Raw genomic sequence first — 16,373 nt, forward strand, 5'->3', positions numbered from 1 at the left:
TCCGGCCCAGCCGACCGAGCCGTACTGGATTCACGGAGCTCGCGTCGGATCGATCGAAGGCGGGATCGCTTCCACCTGACCGGCGGCCTCAGTTGGCACAGCCCTTGCGGCCGGAAAGGCGGCAGTTGAAGCGCTCGACATTGCGGCCCAACTCCCGCCCGGTCGCCATATTCTCGTCATTCAGGCAGGTCAGGTAGGCCATAGACTTGTCGACATAGTCCTTCACCTCGCCTTGGCAGGACGACATCCTGTCGGCGCTGAAAAAGGTGGACGGATCGTCCATGCACAACGGCACGCCCGGCTTAAGGCACCCCGCAACCGTTGCGGCCGGCTGGGTTTCGGCGGCATTCGCCGGGGCGGCCGGCTTGTCGCCCGGCCGCCCCCCGCCGGCATGGCTCTGCGACGTCTGGTTGGCGGCGGAGGCCGGCCGGGACGCCGCCTGGGATGCCAGCAGGGTAGCGGCCAGCACCGCCGATATCACCGACACCCGCAGGAAAGCCGTCACACGAGCCATCGCCCCGATCCTCCGCTGTTTCGTTCTTCCAGCCGAACGGCGCCGGACGAGCGCCCTTCATAAGCGCCGTTCGTTCAGCGAAGGGCGGTTCTACAAGCGTTACACCCCCTGCGCCAGTGTCAACGGGCAGGCATAGGTCTACTGTCCGGGGCGAGCGGTTCGCTCTACGACCGGCGGTTCGGCACTGGGCAGTCACACCCGGCCTCCACCGTCGGCGTGGGCATGCCGGCGCTCACCATCAGCAAAAGCCAGACTTCGATCCGCGCCGCCGGGCTCTGCCCGACGGCGCGTTTTCTTAGATCGGATCAAAAGCGGCATCGATTTGAAGCGTGAATCCGATCGCCAAACGAAGCTGCAACGGACGCAGTCAACGCCCGCCGCCCAATCCCTACCTGCCCGGCGCCGGCTTGCCCGGTCCAGGCTTGCTCTGCACGAAGCGCAGCTTGTTGATCGCGGTGCGCTTCAGCAGTTCCAGACTGCCGGTCGCAGGGCCGGCCACCGTCACCTCCACGCCGGTCTTGGCGTCGATGGCGACCACCTTCAGGTAGCTGCCCACCCGCTGGAACTCGAACAGGACCTCGCCGTTCCCGCCTGCCGCCGTCATATGCCCCTCCTTTGCCCGAAGGCCAGCTCCGTTCGAGACCGCAACACCCGGCCATCGTTCCTGTTGTCCACGCTGCCAAGTCGGCGCGCCGGAGCCCCGCTCCGCAAACATCCACAGCGACGAAGGACCACACCCATGGCCGCCAAGACGATGCAGGATCTGCTGATCGAGGATCTTCGCGACATCTACCACGCCGAGAAGCAGATCGCGAAGGCCCTGCCCAAAATGGCGAAGGCCGCCAAGTCCGACCAGCTGCGCCAGGCGTTCGAAGCCCATCTGGAACAGACCAATGGTCAGATCGAGCGGCTGCAGCAGATTTTCGAGGAGTTGGACACCCGGGCACGCGGCAAGCATTGCGACGCGATGGAAGGGCTGATCAGCGAGGCCCAGGAAATCCTGGAGATGGGGCTGGCCCCCGAGGTGCAGGATGCCGCACTGATCGCCGCCGCCCAGAAGGTGGAGCATTACGAGATCGCCAGCTACGGCACGCTGCATGCCTACGCCACCGCCTGCGGCCTCGACAGGGTCGCCCAACTGCTGGACGAAACGCTGCAGGAGGAGAAGGATACCGACATGCTGCTGAACAAGCTCGCCATCGGCGACGTCAACAAGAAGGCACTGGCCGCCGGCGGGAAGAAGGCCGCCTGACCTGCGGCAAACCCTGACTTGACGCCCCTGGGCCGTCGAACGGCCCAGGGCGCGGTTGCAACCGCCGCATCGGACCGGTAGGCTCCATCCTTCCGGTCCTTTGCGGTGTCCTGCCATGCGCGGCTTTCTGCCTGCCCCGATTCTTGCCCTGCTCCTGATGCTTTCGGCGGCGGCACTCCATCCCGCCACCGCATCGGAAGGGGCGCCGGGCGCCCTGCCGCCGTCGGTGCGCATCAAACCGCTGATGGTGCCGGTGGTGAATGGCGGCCGGATCGAGAAATACACCCAGGTCGAAGTGAACCTGGAGATCGGCGACGCCCTGCGTCTGGGCGAGGTGCAGCTCAGCATTCCCCGCCTGCACGACGCCATCCTGACCGCCATCTACACCGGCATCGACGAAGGGTGGATCGTCCGCGGCAACATCGCCAACGTCCCGGCGCTGCGCCGCCGCATCGGCGAATCGGTGGTCGCCATGTTCGGCAAGGATGTCGTCACCCGCATCCTGATCACGCCGATCGCGCGCCAGTCTTCGCTGCAATAGGCCTGGATCGAGGATCGGACGCATGGCACTCGTCTATGTCGCGCGCAGCGCCGCCCTGACCAAATGGGCTTCCGACGTCGGGCAGGGCAAGCAGATCTTCAAGCTGGCCGTCGCCGGGAACGAGGCGGAGGCCAAGGCCGCGATCGCCGCCGGCTGGGGCGGCGAGACCGATTGGAAGCTGATCCAGTCCAAGGAGGTCGAGGGGCTGGACGAGGAGACCGCGGTCGCCCGGCTCACCCGGCGGGAGAAGGTGATCGATCCCACCTATTACCCCCGCCTGAAAGGGGCCGCCGGCGTGTTCCGCATCACGCTGACCAATGTGCAGAACGCGTTGCTGGTCGCCAAGGCAATGACGGCCGACGAGCCGCTGACTGACGTCAAGGTCAAGCCGAAGGACATCGCCGACTACATGATCCGCAACGCCATCGCCTGACGGCGGGCTGAGGGGGGGCGCTCTGTCCGCTCCGTGTCGAAGCGGAGCCGGACATCCCGCTCCGTCCCTGCCGGGTGTCTTGCCGTTTCGAACCTCCCCTGCCACAGCCCCCTCATCCAACGGTGCCGCATGCCCGTACTGCCGATCCGCCGCCGTCCGTTCGACGCGCTGACCCTTCGCGAACTGCATGACCTGCTGGCCTTGCGCAGCCGCGTGTTCGTGGTGGAACAATCATCCCCCTATCCCGACATCGACGGCCGCGATCCCGGAGCGCTGCACCTGATCGCAACCGATGGCACCGGTGCCGTCGTCGGCTGCGCCCGCTGCCTCGACCCGGACGGCGACGCTCCCGACGCCCCGGTGTCCTTCGGCCGGCTGGCGGTCGATCCGTCGCAGCGCGCCACCGGACTGGGACGGGCGCTGGTCGCCGACTCCCTGGCCGTGCTGGCCGACTCCTGGCCCGACCGCGACGTCGTCATCGGCGCACAGCTGTACCTGGAGCGCTTCTACGGCGGCTTCGGCTTCCTGCGGGACAGCGAGGTCTATGACGACTTCGGAATACCTCACATCGACATGCGGTTGCGCCGCTGATTTCTGAAAGAACCCCTCTGGTATCCAAAGAGAAACGGACCACCTTCACTTGCATACCGTTGCATTGCAAGTGAAGACTCCTGCCATGATTGGCATAACCAGCGGCCTCCATTGGTTAGACTTTCGCCGGTCGTTCTATTCCTTATGTAACAGGCCACGGATTTCGGCATACGCGGAATTTTCGATGATCGAAATCGATTTCGCCACCGTATCTGAAGCGGTGTCCGATCGGGTCAGGCCCTGACCTTTTCGACCACCACCTCCGAGCGGGGCGATAGTCCGCGCGAACGTCAAGTCCATCCGGTCACATGAGGCGCATGAAGATGTCCTGGTTCACCAACCTTCGAATCGGCGGAAAGCTGCTGACGGCCTTTGCCGCGCTGATCGTCATCACAGGTGCGATCAGTGTCGGCAATTATGCCACCTTGTCCTCGATCCAAACCTCGATCGGCTGGACGCAGCACACATATCGCGTGCTCCAGACCACCGACGCGGCGATGACCGCGATGATCGACCAGGAAACCGGGTTGCGCGGCTATCTGCTCAGTGGCGACGAGGCCTTCCTCGAACCCTATCGCCGGGGCGGCCAGGCGTTCGACCGGGCGCTGGCCGAAGTAAAGGCGCTGACCGCCGACAATCCGCAGCAGCAGGCACGGCTGGAGCAGTTGCGCGGGCATGCCGCCACCTGGCGACAGACCGTCGCTGAAAAGGAAATCGCCCTGATGGCGAAGGCGGAAACGCGCGAGGAAGCCCGCATGATGGAAGCGGAGGCGCATGGCAAATCCTCGATGGACGGCATCCGGACGCTGGTTGTGCAGATCGAGGAGGCCGAACGCGCTTTGCTGTCGCTGCGCGACGCGGAACAGAAGGCCGCCTTCTCCACCGGCTATACCACAGCCATCGTCGGCGCCCTGCTGTCCCTCCTGATCGCCGTCGCCGCCGGCCTGCTGCTGCGCGGAGCCATCGCGGCGCCGATCCTCGCCATGACGACCGCGATGGGCCGGTTGGCCGGCGGCGACCGGTCGATCGAGGTTCCCGGCGTCGGCCGCAGGGACGAGATCGGCGCCATGGCCGAGGCCGTCGACGTCTTCAAGCGCAACGCCATCGAGGCAGATCGCCTCGCTGCCGAACAGCGCACCGAGGAGGAGGCGAAGGCACGCCGCGCCGCCCGCCTGGAAGAGCTGATGCGTGCCTTCGAAGGCAACGTCACCACCGTGGTACAGAACCTGTCGGGCGCGGCGACACAGATGCAGCAGTCGGCCGGCACGCTGAACGCCACCGCGGACGAAACCAACCGCCAGAGCACCACCGTGGCGTCGGCCGCCGAACAGGCGTCCGCCAACGTCCAGACCGTCGCCGCCGCCGCGGAAGAACTCTCCAGTTCGATCGCCGAGATCGGCCGTCAGGTCAGCCAGTCGACGCGCGTCGCCGAACAGGCGGTCAGCGGGGCGAACCGGGCCAGCGACGTCGTCTCCAGCCTTGCCGACGGGGCGCAGAAGATCGGCGAAGTGGTCGAGCTCATCAACGACATCGCCGCCCAGACCAACCTGCTGGCCCTGAACGCCACCATCGAGGCCGCCCGAGCCGGCGAAGCGGGCAAGGGATTCGCCGTTGTCGCCAGCGAGGTGAAGAGCCTCGCCAACCAGACCGCCAAGGCGACCGAGGGCATCACCGGCCAGATCGCCGCAATCCAGGGAGCCACCCGCGAGGCCGTTGCCGCCATCGGCGAGATCGGCCGCATCATCACCGAAATCAGCCAGATCTCGGCAACCATCGCGTCCGCGGTCGAACAGCAGAGCGCGGCGACCCAGGAAATCAGCCGCAACGTCCAGGAGGCGGCGCAGGGCACCCAGCAGGTGACCGGCAACATCGTCGGCGTCACCCGTGCCGCCGGCAACACCGGTCGAGCCGCCGGAGAGGTCCGCTCCGTGGCCGACCATCTGAGCACCGAATCCGCCCGCCTGCGCCAGGAGGTCGAGAGCTTCCTCGACGGGGTGAAGGCTGCGTGACGGTTGCTTTCGGGGGGCATCGCGGCGATGCCCCCTCGCATACCCGCAGGCATGCCCGCGGGCGTGCGCTGTCAGTGCGACAGCAGCAACGGCACCGGGCAGGTCCGCAGGACATGCCGCGTCCCGCTGCCGCGGTGCAGGAACGGGAAGCCGTAATGGCCGTGGGCACCCATCACCAGAACATCGGCACCGGTGTCCATGGTGCGGGCCAGCAGGGCGTCCATCGCGCCGATGTCGGTGACGGTGAAGTGGGTCTGCTCCGCCGTCACGCCGTGGAAGGCGAGATGGTCGAGCACCCCGACGCGCGGCGCCTCCGCCGTCGCGCCGGACGCCTGGGTCAGCACCGTTACCACCGTCACCTCGTCGGCCTTCTCCAGGATCGGCATGGCGTCCGACAGCGCACGGGCGGCCTCGCGCTCGGCATTCCAGGCCACTGCGACCCGCTTGCCGATCACCGGGAAGCGGCCGGCATAGGGAATGACCAGCACCGGACGGCCCGAGTTCAGCACCACCTGCTCGTTCAACTCCTCCGGCGCCGCGTGCGACCCGGCTTCGCGGTCATATTGGCCCAGCACCGTCAGGTCGGCGAAACGCGACCAGATGATCACCTCGCGGATGACGTGGTTGTATTCGCCGTGGGTCAGTCCGTGCCAATGGCCCTGCAGCCCGGCGGCGGCCAGCTTCTCCTTGAACAGCTCCTCGCTGCGGGCGGCGGCTTCGACCAGATGCTCGCTGGACCGGCGGGCGATCACGCTGGTGGCGTTGCGGTCGCCCTGGGCGAACAGGCCGCGCAGGAAGGCACCGTGGCGCTGCGCCAGCGCGATGGCGGCGTCCAGCCGCGCCTCGACATGCGGGCTGCTGTCGAGATGCACGAGGATGTGCTTGTAGGTCATGCGGGCTCTCCCGGTATGTGGGGCGATGTCTTGTGACGTCGGCCATTCTCCGCCAGCCGGATGACCGGACCCGCGGATTGTTTCATCTGCATCATGTTTGAGCACACGGCATCCGTCCAGCCTGCCGTCCGTGCAGCCTGCGGTGAAAGGTCGCAAGGGCAGGCCAGGCGCCCATGCGCACCGGCGCCGCACCGGTCAGGCGTCGCGGAAACGCCCGTAAGTGTAATGCGCTGCGCAGGCGCCCTCCGCCGACACCATGCAGGATCCCATGGGATTTTCCGGCGTGCAGACGGTGGCGAACAGCTTGCAGTCGACCGGCCGCTTCACCCCGCGCAGGATGGTGCCGCAGTCGCAGCCCTTGTGGTCGGGCACGCTGGCGCCGGCGATGGGGAAGCGCCGCTCGGCGTCGAAGGCGGCATAGGCCTCGCGCAGCATCAGGCCGCTGTGGGGGATGCTGCCCAGACCGCGCCATTCGAAGGACGGTCGCGTCTCGAAGATTTCCGCCACCATGGCCTGGGCCTTGCGGTTGCCGTCGGCGGTGACGGCGCGGGTGAACTGGTTCTCCACCTCCGCCCGCCCCTCGTTGATCTGGCGGACCAGCATCAGGATGGATTGCAGCACGTCCAGCGGCTCGAATCCGGAGATCACCACCGGCTTGCCATGCTCTGCCGCCGCCGGCGCATAGGCCTCGGACCCGATGACGACGGAGACATGGGCCGGCCCGACGAATCCGTCGAGCGAAAGCCCCTCCTCCGCCCCGGACAGGATGCCCTGGATGGCCGACGGGGTCAGGACATGGTTGCAGAAGACGGTGAAGTTGGTGAGCCCCTGTGCCGCCGCGGCACGCACCGCCAGGGCGGTGGGCGGAGTCGTCGTCTCGAAGCCGATGGCGAGGAACACCACCTGCCGGTCCGGATTTTCCGCCGCGATCCGCACCGCCGCGTCGGCCGACACCACCATGCGGACGTCCGCGCCCTGCGCCTTGGCCTTCAGCAGGCTGAGCCGGCCCGACCCCGGCACCCGCATCACGTCGCCATAGGTGCACAGCGTCACCTCCGGCCGGCGGGCCAGCGCGATGGCGTCGTCGATCCGCCCCACCGGCAGCACGCAGACCGGGCAGCCCGGCCCGTGGATCATCCGGACAGTGTCCGGCAGCAGGTCGGGGATGCCGTAGCGTGAGATGGCATGGGTATGGCCACCGCAGAATTCCATCAGATGGTAGGAGCGGTCCGGCCGCACCTCCCGCGCGATGGCTGCTGCGACGTTGCGGGCAAGGACCGGATCGCGGAACTCGTCGACATACTTCATGGGCGCTCCCTCTGGCCCGCCATTTCACCCGCAAGCCGGACCGTTCGCGTTGATACGGATCAAGACGAAAGCCGAAGCGCCGTCGCGCCCCTCCCCCCGCCGGGCGGGAGCATTGGAGCGCCCGCCCCTACGCCTCCACCGGCTCGGCGTCCTTCAGCCGCTCCCAGATCGCTTCGAACTCCGCATGCCGGCCGGCGAACAGGCCGATCAGGCGGGGGTCGAAATGGGCCTTCGGATCGAGGCGGTCATCGCCGTTCAGCAGGATGTCGACCGTCTTCTCGTGGCTGAAGGACGGCTTGTAGGGCCGGGCGCTGCGCAGGGCGTCGTAGCAGTCGGCGATGGCGACGATGCGGGCGGCGAGTGGGATTTCCTCGCCCTTGAGGCCGCGGGGATAGCCGGTGCCGGCCCATTGCTCGTGGTGGCACAGCGCGACCTCGGCCGCCATCTTCAGCCGGTCGGATGCGATCAGGATGTCGTGGCCGTAGACCGGGTGGCGCCGCATTTCCGCCATTTCGCGCTCGTCCAGCCGGCCCTTCTTGTGCAGCACGGCCTGGTCGACGCTCATTTTGCCGACATCGTGCAGGGCGGCCGAAAAGCGGATCTCCTTGCAGAAGGCGCGGCTGCAGCCGGCCCAGGTCGCCAGTGCGTAGGAATATTCGTTGACCCGCAGGATGTGGTTGCCGGTGTCCTCGTCATGCACCTCTGCGGCCCGGGCCAGCAGGTTGACCGACACCATGAAGGCGCGTTCCGTCTCTGCCTGCAGTTCGGCGACCCGGCGGCGCTCGCGGGTCAAGGCACGGTTGCGTTCGGTCAGCCGTTCCATCGTCGCGGTGCGCTCCAGGGCGCGGCCGACGATGTGGTTGACCGGGGCGATCATCTGCTCGTGCTCGGCCAGGAAGGTCAGCGGCCCGCTCTCCCCGCTCGACGGGTGCCTGTTGATCAGCTGGACGACGCCGATGGGTTGGTCGCGGAAGCCCTTCAGCGCGAACGCCATGATCGAGCGGGTGCGGAATCCGGTGCGCAGGTCGAAGGCCGGATTGAAGCGGTATGGCCGGTCGTCCGGAATGGCATAGGCATCGTCCAGCAGCAGGGTTTCGCCCGTGGTCGCGACATAGCCGACGATGGAGGTTTGGTCCACCGGCAGCGTGAAGACAGTCGAGCGGGCGCGGACCACGTCGTTCTGCACGCTGACGGCTTCCAGTTGCCGGCCCCGCCCCCGTCCATGCAGCATGAAGATCGTGCCGGCCTCCGCCCCCGTCACCTCGCGGCATTTGCGCAGCACGCGGGCGCTCAGCGCGCGAAGCGACTGGTTCGGCTCGCTTTCGATGAATTCCAGAAACTGGCCGACCAAACCCACAGCGCACTCCCCCACACCGATGCGCCAGAAGATTACTCCATATGCCGCAGTACGATGAAGGGGCAAGCAATGGCCGAGATCACCCAAAGATCACAAGTCACAGCCATCGCGAATCACGTCCATTGCGACTCACAGGGCCATCCAGCCGCCGGCCCACAGCCAGACCGCCGCCACCGCCATGGACAGCAGCGCCATCGGCACGCCGCAGCGGGCATGTTCGACGAAGCCCAGCCGCACCCCGGCCGCCGCCGCACGCTCCGCCACGATGATGTTGGCGAGGCTGCCCGGCAGCAGCAGGTTGCCGGCCAGCGTCGACAGCAACGCCAGCCCGTACAGCGCCCCCTCCGGCGGCGACGGCCAGGCGGCCAGCAGCAGGATCACCGCCGGGACGTTGCCGATGCTGTTGCTGCCGGCCAGCGCCAGCGGCAGCATCACCGCCAGCCGGTCGGGCAACCAGCCCGCGGCCTGCAGGTCGCCGACGAAGGCGGCCGGAATGCCGGTCAGCCCAAGCGCATGGTTGATGGCGAACAGGGCGGCGAACAGCACCAGCAGGTGCCAGTCGACCATGCCCAGCATGTCGCGGCTGGCCATACGGCGGCTGATCATCATCACCCCGGCCACCAGCAGCACCGAATGCTCCTGCGGGATGTCGCGCGTGAACAGCAGCAGAAGCGCCAGCGTCGCCGCCACCGCCTTGCCCAACTGCCAGCGGTCCAGCGTCACCGGCGCCACCTCCCCCATCCCGTCGGGCAGGCCGAACCGGCCGCGCCAGACCAGCAGGACGGTGACATAGACGATGACCATGGCCGCCAGCGCCGGGACGCCGCACACGGCCAGAAAGCGCCAGAAATCGAGATGCCCGACCTGCCCGATCAGGATGTTCTGCGGATTGCCGATCACCGTCGCCGCCGACCCGGCATTGGCCGCCCCCGCCAGCGCGATCAGGTAGGGCCGCGGGTCGAGCCGCCGGGCCTGCAACCCCAGGCACAGCATCGGCGTCATGGCGAAGACGACCACGTCGTTCGCCAGCACCGCCGACAATCCACCGGCGACCGCGACGATCACCGCCAGCAGCCGGGCCGGCGACCGTGCCGCCCGGGCCACGCGCAGGGCGCACCAGTCATAGAACCCGCTGCCGGCATATTGCGCCGACAGGATCATCAGCCCCAGCAGGATGAAGATCGTCGGGAAGTCGACCGCCTCCACCACCTGGCCGGTGTCGAGCGCGCCGGCCGCCAGCAGCAGGATCGCCGCGACCAGCGCGATGCCGGTGCGGTCGATGCGCAGGCCGGGGAAGCGCCCCAGGGCCATGCCCAGATAGGTCGCGGTGAACAGAAAGAGAATGGTGGCGGTCATGGATACCGGATCGCGGGGGGGAAGGCTCAGTCGAGCGAGATCGTCGTGCCCTCGCGCGCGGCGAAGCAACTCGGGAACTCCGCCTTGGCCGCGGCCTCGATCCGTTCCATGGTCGCGTCGTCGTGGTCGGGATCGTGGTGGAACAGGCCCAGCTTCTTCACATGGGCGGCGCGGGCGATGCGCACCGCCTCCATCCAGGTCGAATGGCCCCAGCCGACGCGCTGCGTCCATTCCTCGTCGGTGTAGGTCGAGTCGTAGAGCAGCAGATCGACGCCGTCGACCAGATTCAGGATGTTGCGGTCGGGCTGGTCCGGCACATGTTCGGTGTCGGTGACATAGGCGACCGCCCGGCCCTGATATTCGATCCGGTAGCCGGTGGCGCCGTCCGGATGGTTCAGCGCCGCGGTGTGGATGCGCACCCCGCCTTCCAGCTTGAAGCTGTGGCCGGGCGGCACCTCCAGGAAGCCGATGTCGCCGCCCATGGTGCGCAGCGGCACCGGGAACAGCGGCCGTTCCATCTGGCGCGCCATCACCGTTTCGATGTCCGGACTGCCGGTCAGGTGGCCGGAGATCACCCGCAGGCTGAAGCCCTTGGTATAGGCCGGCGCAAAGAAGGGAAAGCCGCTGATATGGTCCAGATGGGTATGGCTCAGCAGCAGCGTCGCGCTGGTCACCCCCTCGGCCAGCAGCTTGCGTCCCAGCATCCGCAGGCCGGTCCCGGCATCGATGATGATCCGCTGCCGCCCGGCCTGCACCTCGACGCAGGAGGTGTTGCCGCCGAAGCCCAGATGCGAGGCCATCGGACAGGGAATCGTGCCGCGCACGCCCCAGAAGGTGACCGTGAACCCCATTACCCCGCCTCCAGGGCGCAAGCCTGCGCCGCATCAACCCCTTTTGGGTGGCGAGTTTACCGCGATTCATCGCGATGTAAGCAGGATTTCCCAGGCCGGGCCATCTGTGGCCCGATCCGGGAAAACCTGCTTACACGGATGTCGCACCGGCAGCGGGCTCTCACACCTTGTAGGCCAGCCGCAGCCCGCCCCAATGGCGGCCGCGGACGGTCACCGGGGCCGAGACGTCCTTCATCAGGACGAACTTGCCGCCGCCCATGTCGCGCCGGTAGGTCTGCAGCAGGAAGGGCTTGGTGTTGCGCCCGGCGGCCAGCCCGACGCGGTCGTTGAAGATGCGGCGATTGCGGCAGTTGGCGGCATTCCACACCGGGTCGCGGCCCTGGGGCTGGCTGAACTGGCGATTGTGGGTGGGCAGATAGCCGTTGTCGTCCACCGTCACGCAGAACACGATCCGGCCGTTGGCGGACAGCACCGGCTCCTGGATGCCGGGCAGCACGCGGTCGCACAGCTGGGTGAAGCGGGCGGTCACCTGCTGCGGGTCCGATCCGGGAACCGGCTGGTAGGCACGGTCGAACAGGTCGGCCTCGCTGATGTCGCCACGGGCCAGAGCATCGTCGAAGGCGGCGGACACCTTGGCGGCGGCGTTCTTCACCGCGGCGATGAAGGGGGTGTCGACCGTCTCGATGTTCAGTTCGGCGGTGACGCCGATCAGCCGCTCGCTCATGCCGACCAGGCTGTTCACCCGGTCGCGCGCCTGGGCCAGATTGTCGCTGGACAGCTTCACGCCGGCCGCCAGATCGGTGATCTCGCGTTCCAGTTCGCCGCAATTGGTGCCGATCTCGGCGGACGCCGCGTCGATCTTGTCGGTCTCGCCGGTCAGTTCGCGCATGGCGCGGCCGACCGTCTCGATCACCGTACCGATGGCCGTGGTGCCCTCGTTGACGGCGCGGGCCTTGACCGCGCTCGCCGCGCTCTCGACCATCAGCCGCTGGGCCTGCTCGTTCAGGTATTTCAGCGTCGCATCGATCTCGGTCGTCGCCTCGCTGGTCTTGGTCGACAGCGACTTCACCTCGTTGGCGACCACGGCGAAGCCGCGCCCGGCCTCACCCGCCCGGGCCGCTTCGATGGTGGCGTTCAGCGCAAGCAGGTTGGTCTGCTTGGCAATGGTGAAGATCTCCCTGGCGACCTTGCCGACCCGGTCGAGCGCATCGCGCAGACCGGCGATCTGCGCTTCGATGCCGGTCACCGACGACACCAGCGCATGGATGTCGGACAGCGACCGCTGCACCTGGTCATGCGAACTGTCGACCTCCTGCCGCGCCTGTTCCGTCACCGACCGGGCGACCGACGACGCTTCGGAGATGCGCTGCGTGCTGCGCGACATCTTGGCGCCGGTGTCACGTAGCTGTGCGAAGACCTCTGACTGGTGGGTAACGCGTGCGTTCACATCCTCGATGTGGCCGGCGATGTCTGCGATCTCGATGCCGAGATTGCCCGCCTCAGTCGCGATGTCCGCGATCAGATGCGGCCGAAGCCCGAAGCTTCCATCCATTATGCCCACCGTTCTTGCTGTTTTGTAGCTAGGCGCTTTCTCCCAAGCACTATTATTGCGTTTTTTAGATAGTTTCGCAACGGATCGGCAGGCCGAGTCGAACCCGGCCCCCCTGTCCATTGGTAGGATACCTTTAGGGGAGGGTACGCCATGAGATTGTGCGGCATGGCCCTTTCAGCCCGATATACGCGATATACGGGTTTACCCGAAGTCCGGCGGATCTCCGGAGGACAGGTGCGCACCCATCTCTTCCCGCGCCCCTCATCCCGCGATGCGGTTGTCGAGACGCTCGTCGGCCAGCCCGGCCGGCTCCTGATGGACCAGCACCTCGGCATTGACGAAGGCGTCGCGCAGCCGACGCTCCACCCGGTCGGCGATGTCGTGGGCGGCGGTCAGGGTCAGCGCGCCGTCCAGTTCCAGATGGAGCTCGATGAAGAGGCCGGTGCCGGCATTGCGGGTCCGCAGGTCGTGCAGGCCGCGCACCCCCGGTTCGGCACGCGCCAGTTCGACGATGCGGGCGCGCTCCTCCTCCCCCAGTTCCCGATCCATCAGCACGTCCAACGCGTCGCGCGCCACGGTGCGGGCGCCGTTCAGCAGGAACAGCGCGATGCCGATGCCGAACAGGGGATCGACGATGGCGAGCCCGGTGGCCCCGGTCAGCAGGATGGCGGCGATGACGGCGCCGTTCATCAGCAGATCGCCGGAATAATGCAGCCGGTCCGCCCCGATGGCGACGGAGCCGGTGGCCGCCTGCACCCGGCGCTGGAAGGTGACGAGGCCGGCCGTCAGCACGATGGACAGCAGCATCACCGCAATGCCCATCGCCCCTTCGCCGATCGGCTCCGGCCGGATCATGCGGCGCGCCGCCTCGACGCTCAGCAGCACGGCCGAGCCGGCGATGAAGGCCGCCTGGGCCAGTCCCGCCAGCGCTTCCGCCTTGCCGTGGCCGAAGCGATGGTTGGCGTCGGCCGGGCGCAGGGCATGGCGCACTCCCAGGAGCGTCACCACCGAAGCCATCAGGTCGGTGCAGGAATCGATCAGCGATGACAGGATGCTGACCGAGTCGGTCAGCAGATAGGCCCCCAGCTTCGCCACGATCAGGGTGGAGGCCACCGACACGCTGGCGTAGGTGGCGTAACGGCGCAGGCGATCCCCCTGCGCGTCGCTTTCCATTCGTCCGCTCACATCCACCCCCTGGCCCGATCGGCACCCTGTCCGCCTGCGCCCGCGGCTGCCGCCGCTTACGGATACAGCCGTTCGGTCGACCAGACCGGTGGATTGCCGTCCGCGTCCCCGCCGGCGCGACTGTAGACCAGCCGGTCATGCAGCCGGAAGGGGCGGTCGCGCCAGAACTCGATGCGCGACGGCAGCACGCGGAAGCCGGTCCAGTGCGGCGGCCGCGGCACCGCGCCCAGCGCGAACTTCGCGGCGAATTGCGCCACCCGCTTCTCCAGCTCCCACCGGCCCTCCAGCGGGCGCGACTGCTGCGAGGCCCAGGCGCCGATCCGGCTTTCGCGCGGGCGGCTGTCGAAATAGGCGTCGGCCTCGGCATCGCTGACGATCTCCACCGGGCCTTCCACCCGCACCTGCCGGCGCAGGGTCTTCCAGTGGAAGCACAGCGCGGCGTTCCGATTCGTCAGCAGTTGCCCGCCTTTGCGGCTCTCGGTGTTGGTGTAGAAGACGAAACCGTGCGGATCGATGCCCTTAAGCAGCACCATGCGGACCGACGGCACCCCTGCCGCGTCGGCGGTGGCCAGCGCCATGGCGTTGGGATCGTTGGGCTCGCTCTGTTCCGCCTCCTTCATCCATTCGGTGAAGAGTTCGTAGGGGTCGCGCTCGTTGGTGTCCGTCATGCCTCGTGGGTCCTGTCCCGATGGTCCCGTTCCGTCCCGCCGCCGGCATGGGCCGGCGCGGAGCGATCCCGTGCAAGAAAGCGTAAGGGTCACAGCCTCATCACAATTCACAGCAAGGATAGGGTCGCTTATATCACTGTCCACCGCGACGCCACCGATAAGCTGCCGCGGCAACCAACCTTTTCGAGGCGCAAGTATGTTCGTGAAGAAAGTCGTTCCGGCCCTGATCGTGACGGCCCTGCTGGCCGGCTGCACGATGGGCGGCCAGAAGGAAACGGTCGGCACCGTCGGCGGCGCCGTGGCCGGCGGCCTGATCGGCTCACAGATCGGCGGCGGAACGGGCAAGCTGGTCGCAACCGGCGTCGGCACGCTGCTGGGCGCCTTCATCGGCCGCGAGGTCGGCAGCTCCCTCGACAAGGCCGATGCCGGCTATGCCGAGACTGCGGCCCGCCGGGCCTATGCCGCCCCGCTCGGCGACCGCATCGACTGGAACAACCCGCAGTCGGGCAACTCCGGTACCATCGTAACCACCCGCGACGGCTACAGCAACACCGGCACCTACTGCCGGGAGTTCCAGCAGACCATCGTGGTGAAGGGGCGTACGGAGCAGGCGTACGGAACCGCTTGCAAACAGGCCGACGGTACGTGGAAGATCGTCGGCAACTCGTAACCCGCAACCCTTGAGCCCCGGTTGGGGCGGGAATTCTCTGCCCGTGGCAACGCGCGATCCCTACAGCGTTCTCGGCGTCAGCCGGTCCGCCAGTGCCGACGACATCAAGAAGGCGTACCGCAAGCTCGCCAAGCTGCATCACCCGGACCTGAAGCCGGGCGACTCCGCCAACGAGGAGCGGTTCAAGGAAATCTCGGCCGCCTACACGCTGCTGTCGGATGCCGAGAAGCGCGCCCGCTACGACCGGGGCGAGATCGACCCGTCGGGGCAGGAACGGCACGCGGGCTTCGGCCCGCGCGGCCGGACCAGCCGCGGCCGGGCCTACAGCGGTACCGCCGACGATTCCGCCTTCAACGGCGGCGGCGGCGACGACTGGTTCTCCGACCTGTTCGGCGGCGGCCGGCGCCGCCCCGGCACCGCAGGGGCGGGAGCTGGCGGCGGTTCCGCCGGCCCCAAGGTGCGGGGCAGCGACATCTCCTATTCCGTCACCGTCCCCTTCATCGAGGCGGCGGCCGGGGCCAAGCGCCGCATCAACCTGTCCAACGGCAAGAGCATCGACGTCGCCATCCCCCCCGGCACGGAGAACGAGACGAAGCTGCGGCTGAAGGGCCAGGGCCTGCCCGGCATGGGCGGCATGCCCGACGGCGACGCCATCGTCGAGGTGCATGTCGAGCAGCACCCCTATTTCACCCGGCAGGACAGCGACATCCATGTCGAGCTGCCGATCACCCTGAACGAGGCGGTGCTCGGTGCGACCATCCATGTCCCGACCATCAGCGGCAAGGTCGCGGTGAAGGTACCGGCGGGCGCCAACACCGGCTCTGTCCTGCGGCTGCGCGGCAAGGGGGTCATGAACCAGGCCACCAAGCAGCCGGGCGACCAGTATGTGAAGCTGAAGGTTGTCCTGCCCGACCCGCCCGACGCGGAGTTGGTCAAGTTCGTCGAGCAGTGGGCGAAGACCCGCAGCTACGATGTCCGCAAGAAGGCGGGTTTGGAGTAAGAGCAGGCCACGCCTGAAATGCTGTTCAGGCGTGGCTTTGCCCGCCCACACGCTACCCGTTTTGCTATTGGCGCATATCCACCGGCTGCCCAATGACGCGCGGCCTCGATATCGCTCACCTCTCTCGATCTGTGCCTTCAATTTGCAGGCTTTCGATGCTACGGTGATTTCCAGCCGCCGAAACACCGTAAAA

The 16,373-nt window shown here is 67.6% G+C and carries 17 protein-coding genes; 7 read left to right on the plus strand and 10 right to left on the minus strand.

The features are described 5' to 3' along the window. Positions 1 to 88 precede the first annotated feature (88 nt). Both ABMY26_RS23045 and ABMY26_RS23050 read right to left on the minus strand, forming a co-directional pair. Complete coding sequence (locus ABMY26_RS23045; protein WP_372396958.1) at positions 89 to 514, minus strand: hypothetical protein; 426 nt, start codon at positions 512 to 514, stop codon at positions 89 to 91. Between the two features lie 388 nt (positions 515 to 902). Further along, positions 903 to 1,118: a hypothetical protein gene (locus ABMY26_RS23050; protein WP_372396959.1), complete on the minus strand. Its 216-nt coding sequence runs from the start codon at positions 1,116 to 1,118 to the stop codon at positions 903 to 905. 135 nt (positions 1,119 to 1,253) lie between these two features. On the opposite strand from ABMY26_RS23050, the gene ABMY26_RS23055 reads away from it, so the two are divergent. The 5 genes from ABMY26_RS23055 (at position 1,254) to ABMY26_RS23075 (ending at position 5,340) form a co-directional block, all read left to right on the plus strand. Then, positions 1,254 to 1,766 carry a ferritin-like domain-containing protein gene (locus tag ABMY26_RS23055; RefSeq protein ID WP_372396960.1) on the plus strand — a complete coding sequence of 171 codons (513 nt, stop codon included), beginning with the start codon at positions 1,254 to 1,256 and terminating at the stop codon, positions 1,764 to 1,766. Positions 1,767 to 1,881: 115 nt separating this feature from the next. Next, positions 1,882 to 2,307, plus strand: coding sequence for a hypothetical protein (locus ABMY26_RS23060; RefSeq protein ID WP_372396961.1), 426 nt, complete (start codon positions 1,882 to 1,884; stop codon positions 2,305 to 2,307). Between the two features lie 22 nt (positions 2,308 to 2,329). Next, on the plus strand, positions 2,330 to 2,740 hold the full coding sequence (locus tag ABMY26_RS23065; protein WP_372396962.1) for a hypothetical protein: 411 nt from the start codon (positions 2,330 to 2,332) through the stop codon (positions 2,738 to 2,740). A 129-nt stretch (positions 2,741 to 2,869) separates the two neighbouring features. Then, complete coding sequence (locus ABMY26_RS23070) at positions 2,870 to 3,331, plus strand: GNAT family N-acetyltransferase (RefSeq protein WP_372396963.1); 462 nt, start codon at positions 2,870 to 2,872, stop codon at positions 3,329 to 3,331. A gap of 317 nt (positions 3,332 to 3,648) precedes the next feature. Continuing rightward, complete coding sequence (locus tag ABMY26_RS23075) at positions 3,649 to 5,340, plus strand: methyl-accepting chemotaxis protein (protein ID WP_372396964.1); 1,692 nt, start codon at positions 3,649 to 3,651, stop codon at positions 5,338 to 5,340. Positions 5,341 to 5,411: 71 nt separating this feature from the next. Here the strand turns inward: ABMY26_RS23075 and ABMY26_RS23080 are convergent, their stop codons facing one another. The 8 genes from ABMY26_RS23080 to pdxH all read right to left on the minus strand — a co-directional run bounded on the left by ABMY26_RS23080 (position 5,412) and on the right by pdxH (position 14,510). Next, a complete protein-coding gene (locus ABMY26_RS23080) occupies positions 5,412 to 6,233 on the minus strand; it encodes a universal stress protein (RefSeq protein ID WP_372396965.1) in 822 nt (273 codons plus the stop codon). A 195-nt stretch (positions 6,234 to 6,428) separates the two neighbouring features. Then, entirely contained in the window at positions 6,429 to 7,541 is a 1,113-nt protein-coding gene (hypD, locus tag ABMY26_RS23085; RefSeq protein WP_372396966.1) for a hydrogenase formation protein HypD, read from the minus strand. A gap of 127 nt (positions 7,542 to 7,668) precedes the next feature. Beyond that, complete coding sequence (locus tag ABMY26_RS23090) at positions 7,669 to 8,898, minus strand: HD domain-containing phosphohydrolase (protein WP_372396967.1); 1,230 nt, start codon at positions 8,896 to 8,898, stop codon at positions 7,669 to 7,671. Positions 8,899 to 9,027: 129 nt separating this feature from the next. Next, a complete protein-coding gene (locus ABMY26_RS23095; RefSeq protein ID WP_372396968.1) occupies positions 9,028 to 10,254 on the minus strand; it encodes an SLC13 family permease in 1,227 nt (408 codons plus the stop codon). Positions 10,255 to 10,280: 26 nt separating this feature from the next. Then, complete coding sequence (locus ABMY26_RS23100; RefSeq protein ID WP_372396969.1) at positions 10,281 to 11,105, minus strand: MBL fold metallo-hydrolase; 825 nt, start codon at positions 11,103 to 11,105, stop codon at positions 10,281 to 10,283. Between the two features lie 160 nt (positions 11,106 to 11,265). Then, positions 11,266 to 12,657 (minus strand): methyl-accepting chemotaxis protein, encoded by a 1,392-nt coding sequence (locus tag ABMY26_RS23105; protein ID WP_372396970.1) that lies wholly within the window; start codon positions 12,655 to 12,657, stop codon positions 11,266 to 11,268. 261 nt (positions 12,658 to 12,918) lie between these two features. Continuing rightward, positions 12,919 to 13,830 carry a cation diffusion facilitator family transporter gene (locus ABMY26_RS23110; protein ID WP_372396971.1) on the minus strand — a complete coding sequence of 304 codons (912 nt, stop codon included), beginning with the start codon at positions 13,828 to 13,830 and terminating at the stop codon, positions 12,919 to 12,921. A 68-nt stretch (positions 13,831 to 13,898) separates the two neighbouring features. Beyond that, positions 13,899 to 14,510 carry a pyridoxamine 5'-phosphate oxidase gene (gene pdxH, locus ABMY26_RS23115; protein ID WP_372396972.1) on the minus strand — a complete coding sequence of 204 codons (612 nt, stop codon included), beginning with the start codon at positions 14,508 to 14,510 and terminating at the stop codon, positions 13,899 to 13,901. Between the two features lie 196 nt (positions 14,511 to 14,706). Between pdxH and ABMY26_RS23120 the strand changes: the two genes are divergently transcribed. Then, positions 14,707 to 15,180: an RT0821/Lpp0805 family surface protein gene (locus ABMY26_RS23120; RefSeq protein WP_372396973.1), complete on the plus strand. Its 474-nt coding sequence runs from the start codon at positions 14,707 to 14,709 to the stop codon at positions 15,178 to 15,180. Positions 15,181 to 15,223: 43 nt separating this feature from the next. Continuing rightward, positions 15,224 to 16,180: a DnaJ C-terminal domain-containing protein gene (locus ABMY26_RS23125; protein ID WP_372396974.1), complete on the plus strand. Its 957-nt coding sequence runs from the start codon at positions 15,224 to 15,226 to the stop codon at positions 16,178 to 16,180. The last annotated feature ends 193 nt before the right edge of the window (positions 16,181 to 16,373 follow it).

The organism is Azospirillum sp. HJ39 (assembly GCF_041507355.1).
In the GTDB taxonomy this organism is placed as follows: Bacteria; Pseudomonadota; Alphaproteobacteria; order Azospirillales; family Azospirillaceae; genus Azospirillum; species Azospirillum thiophilum.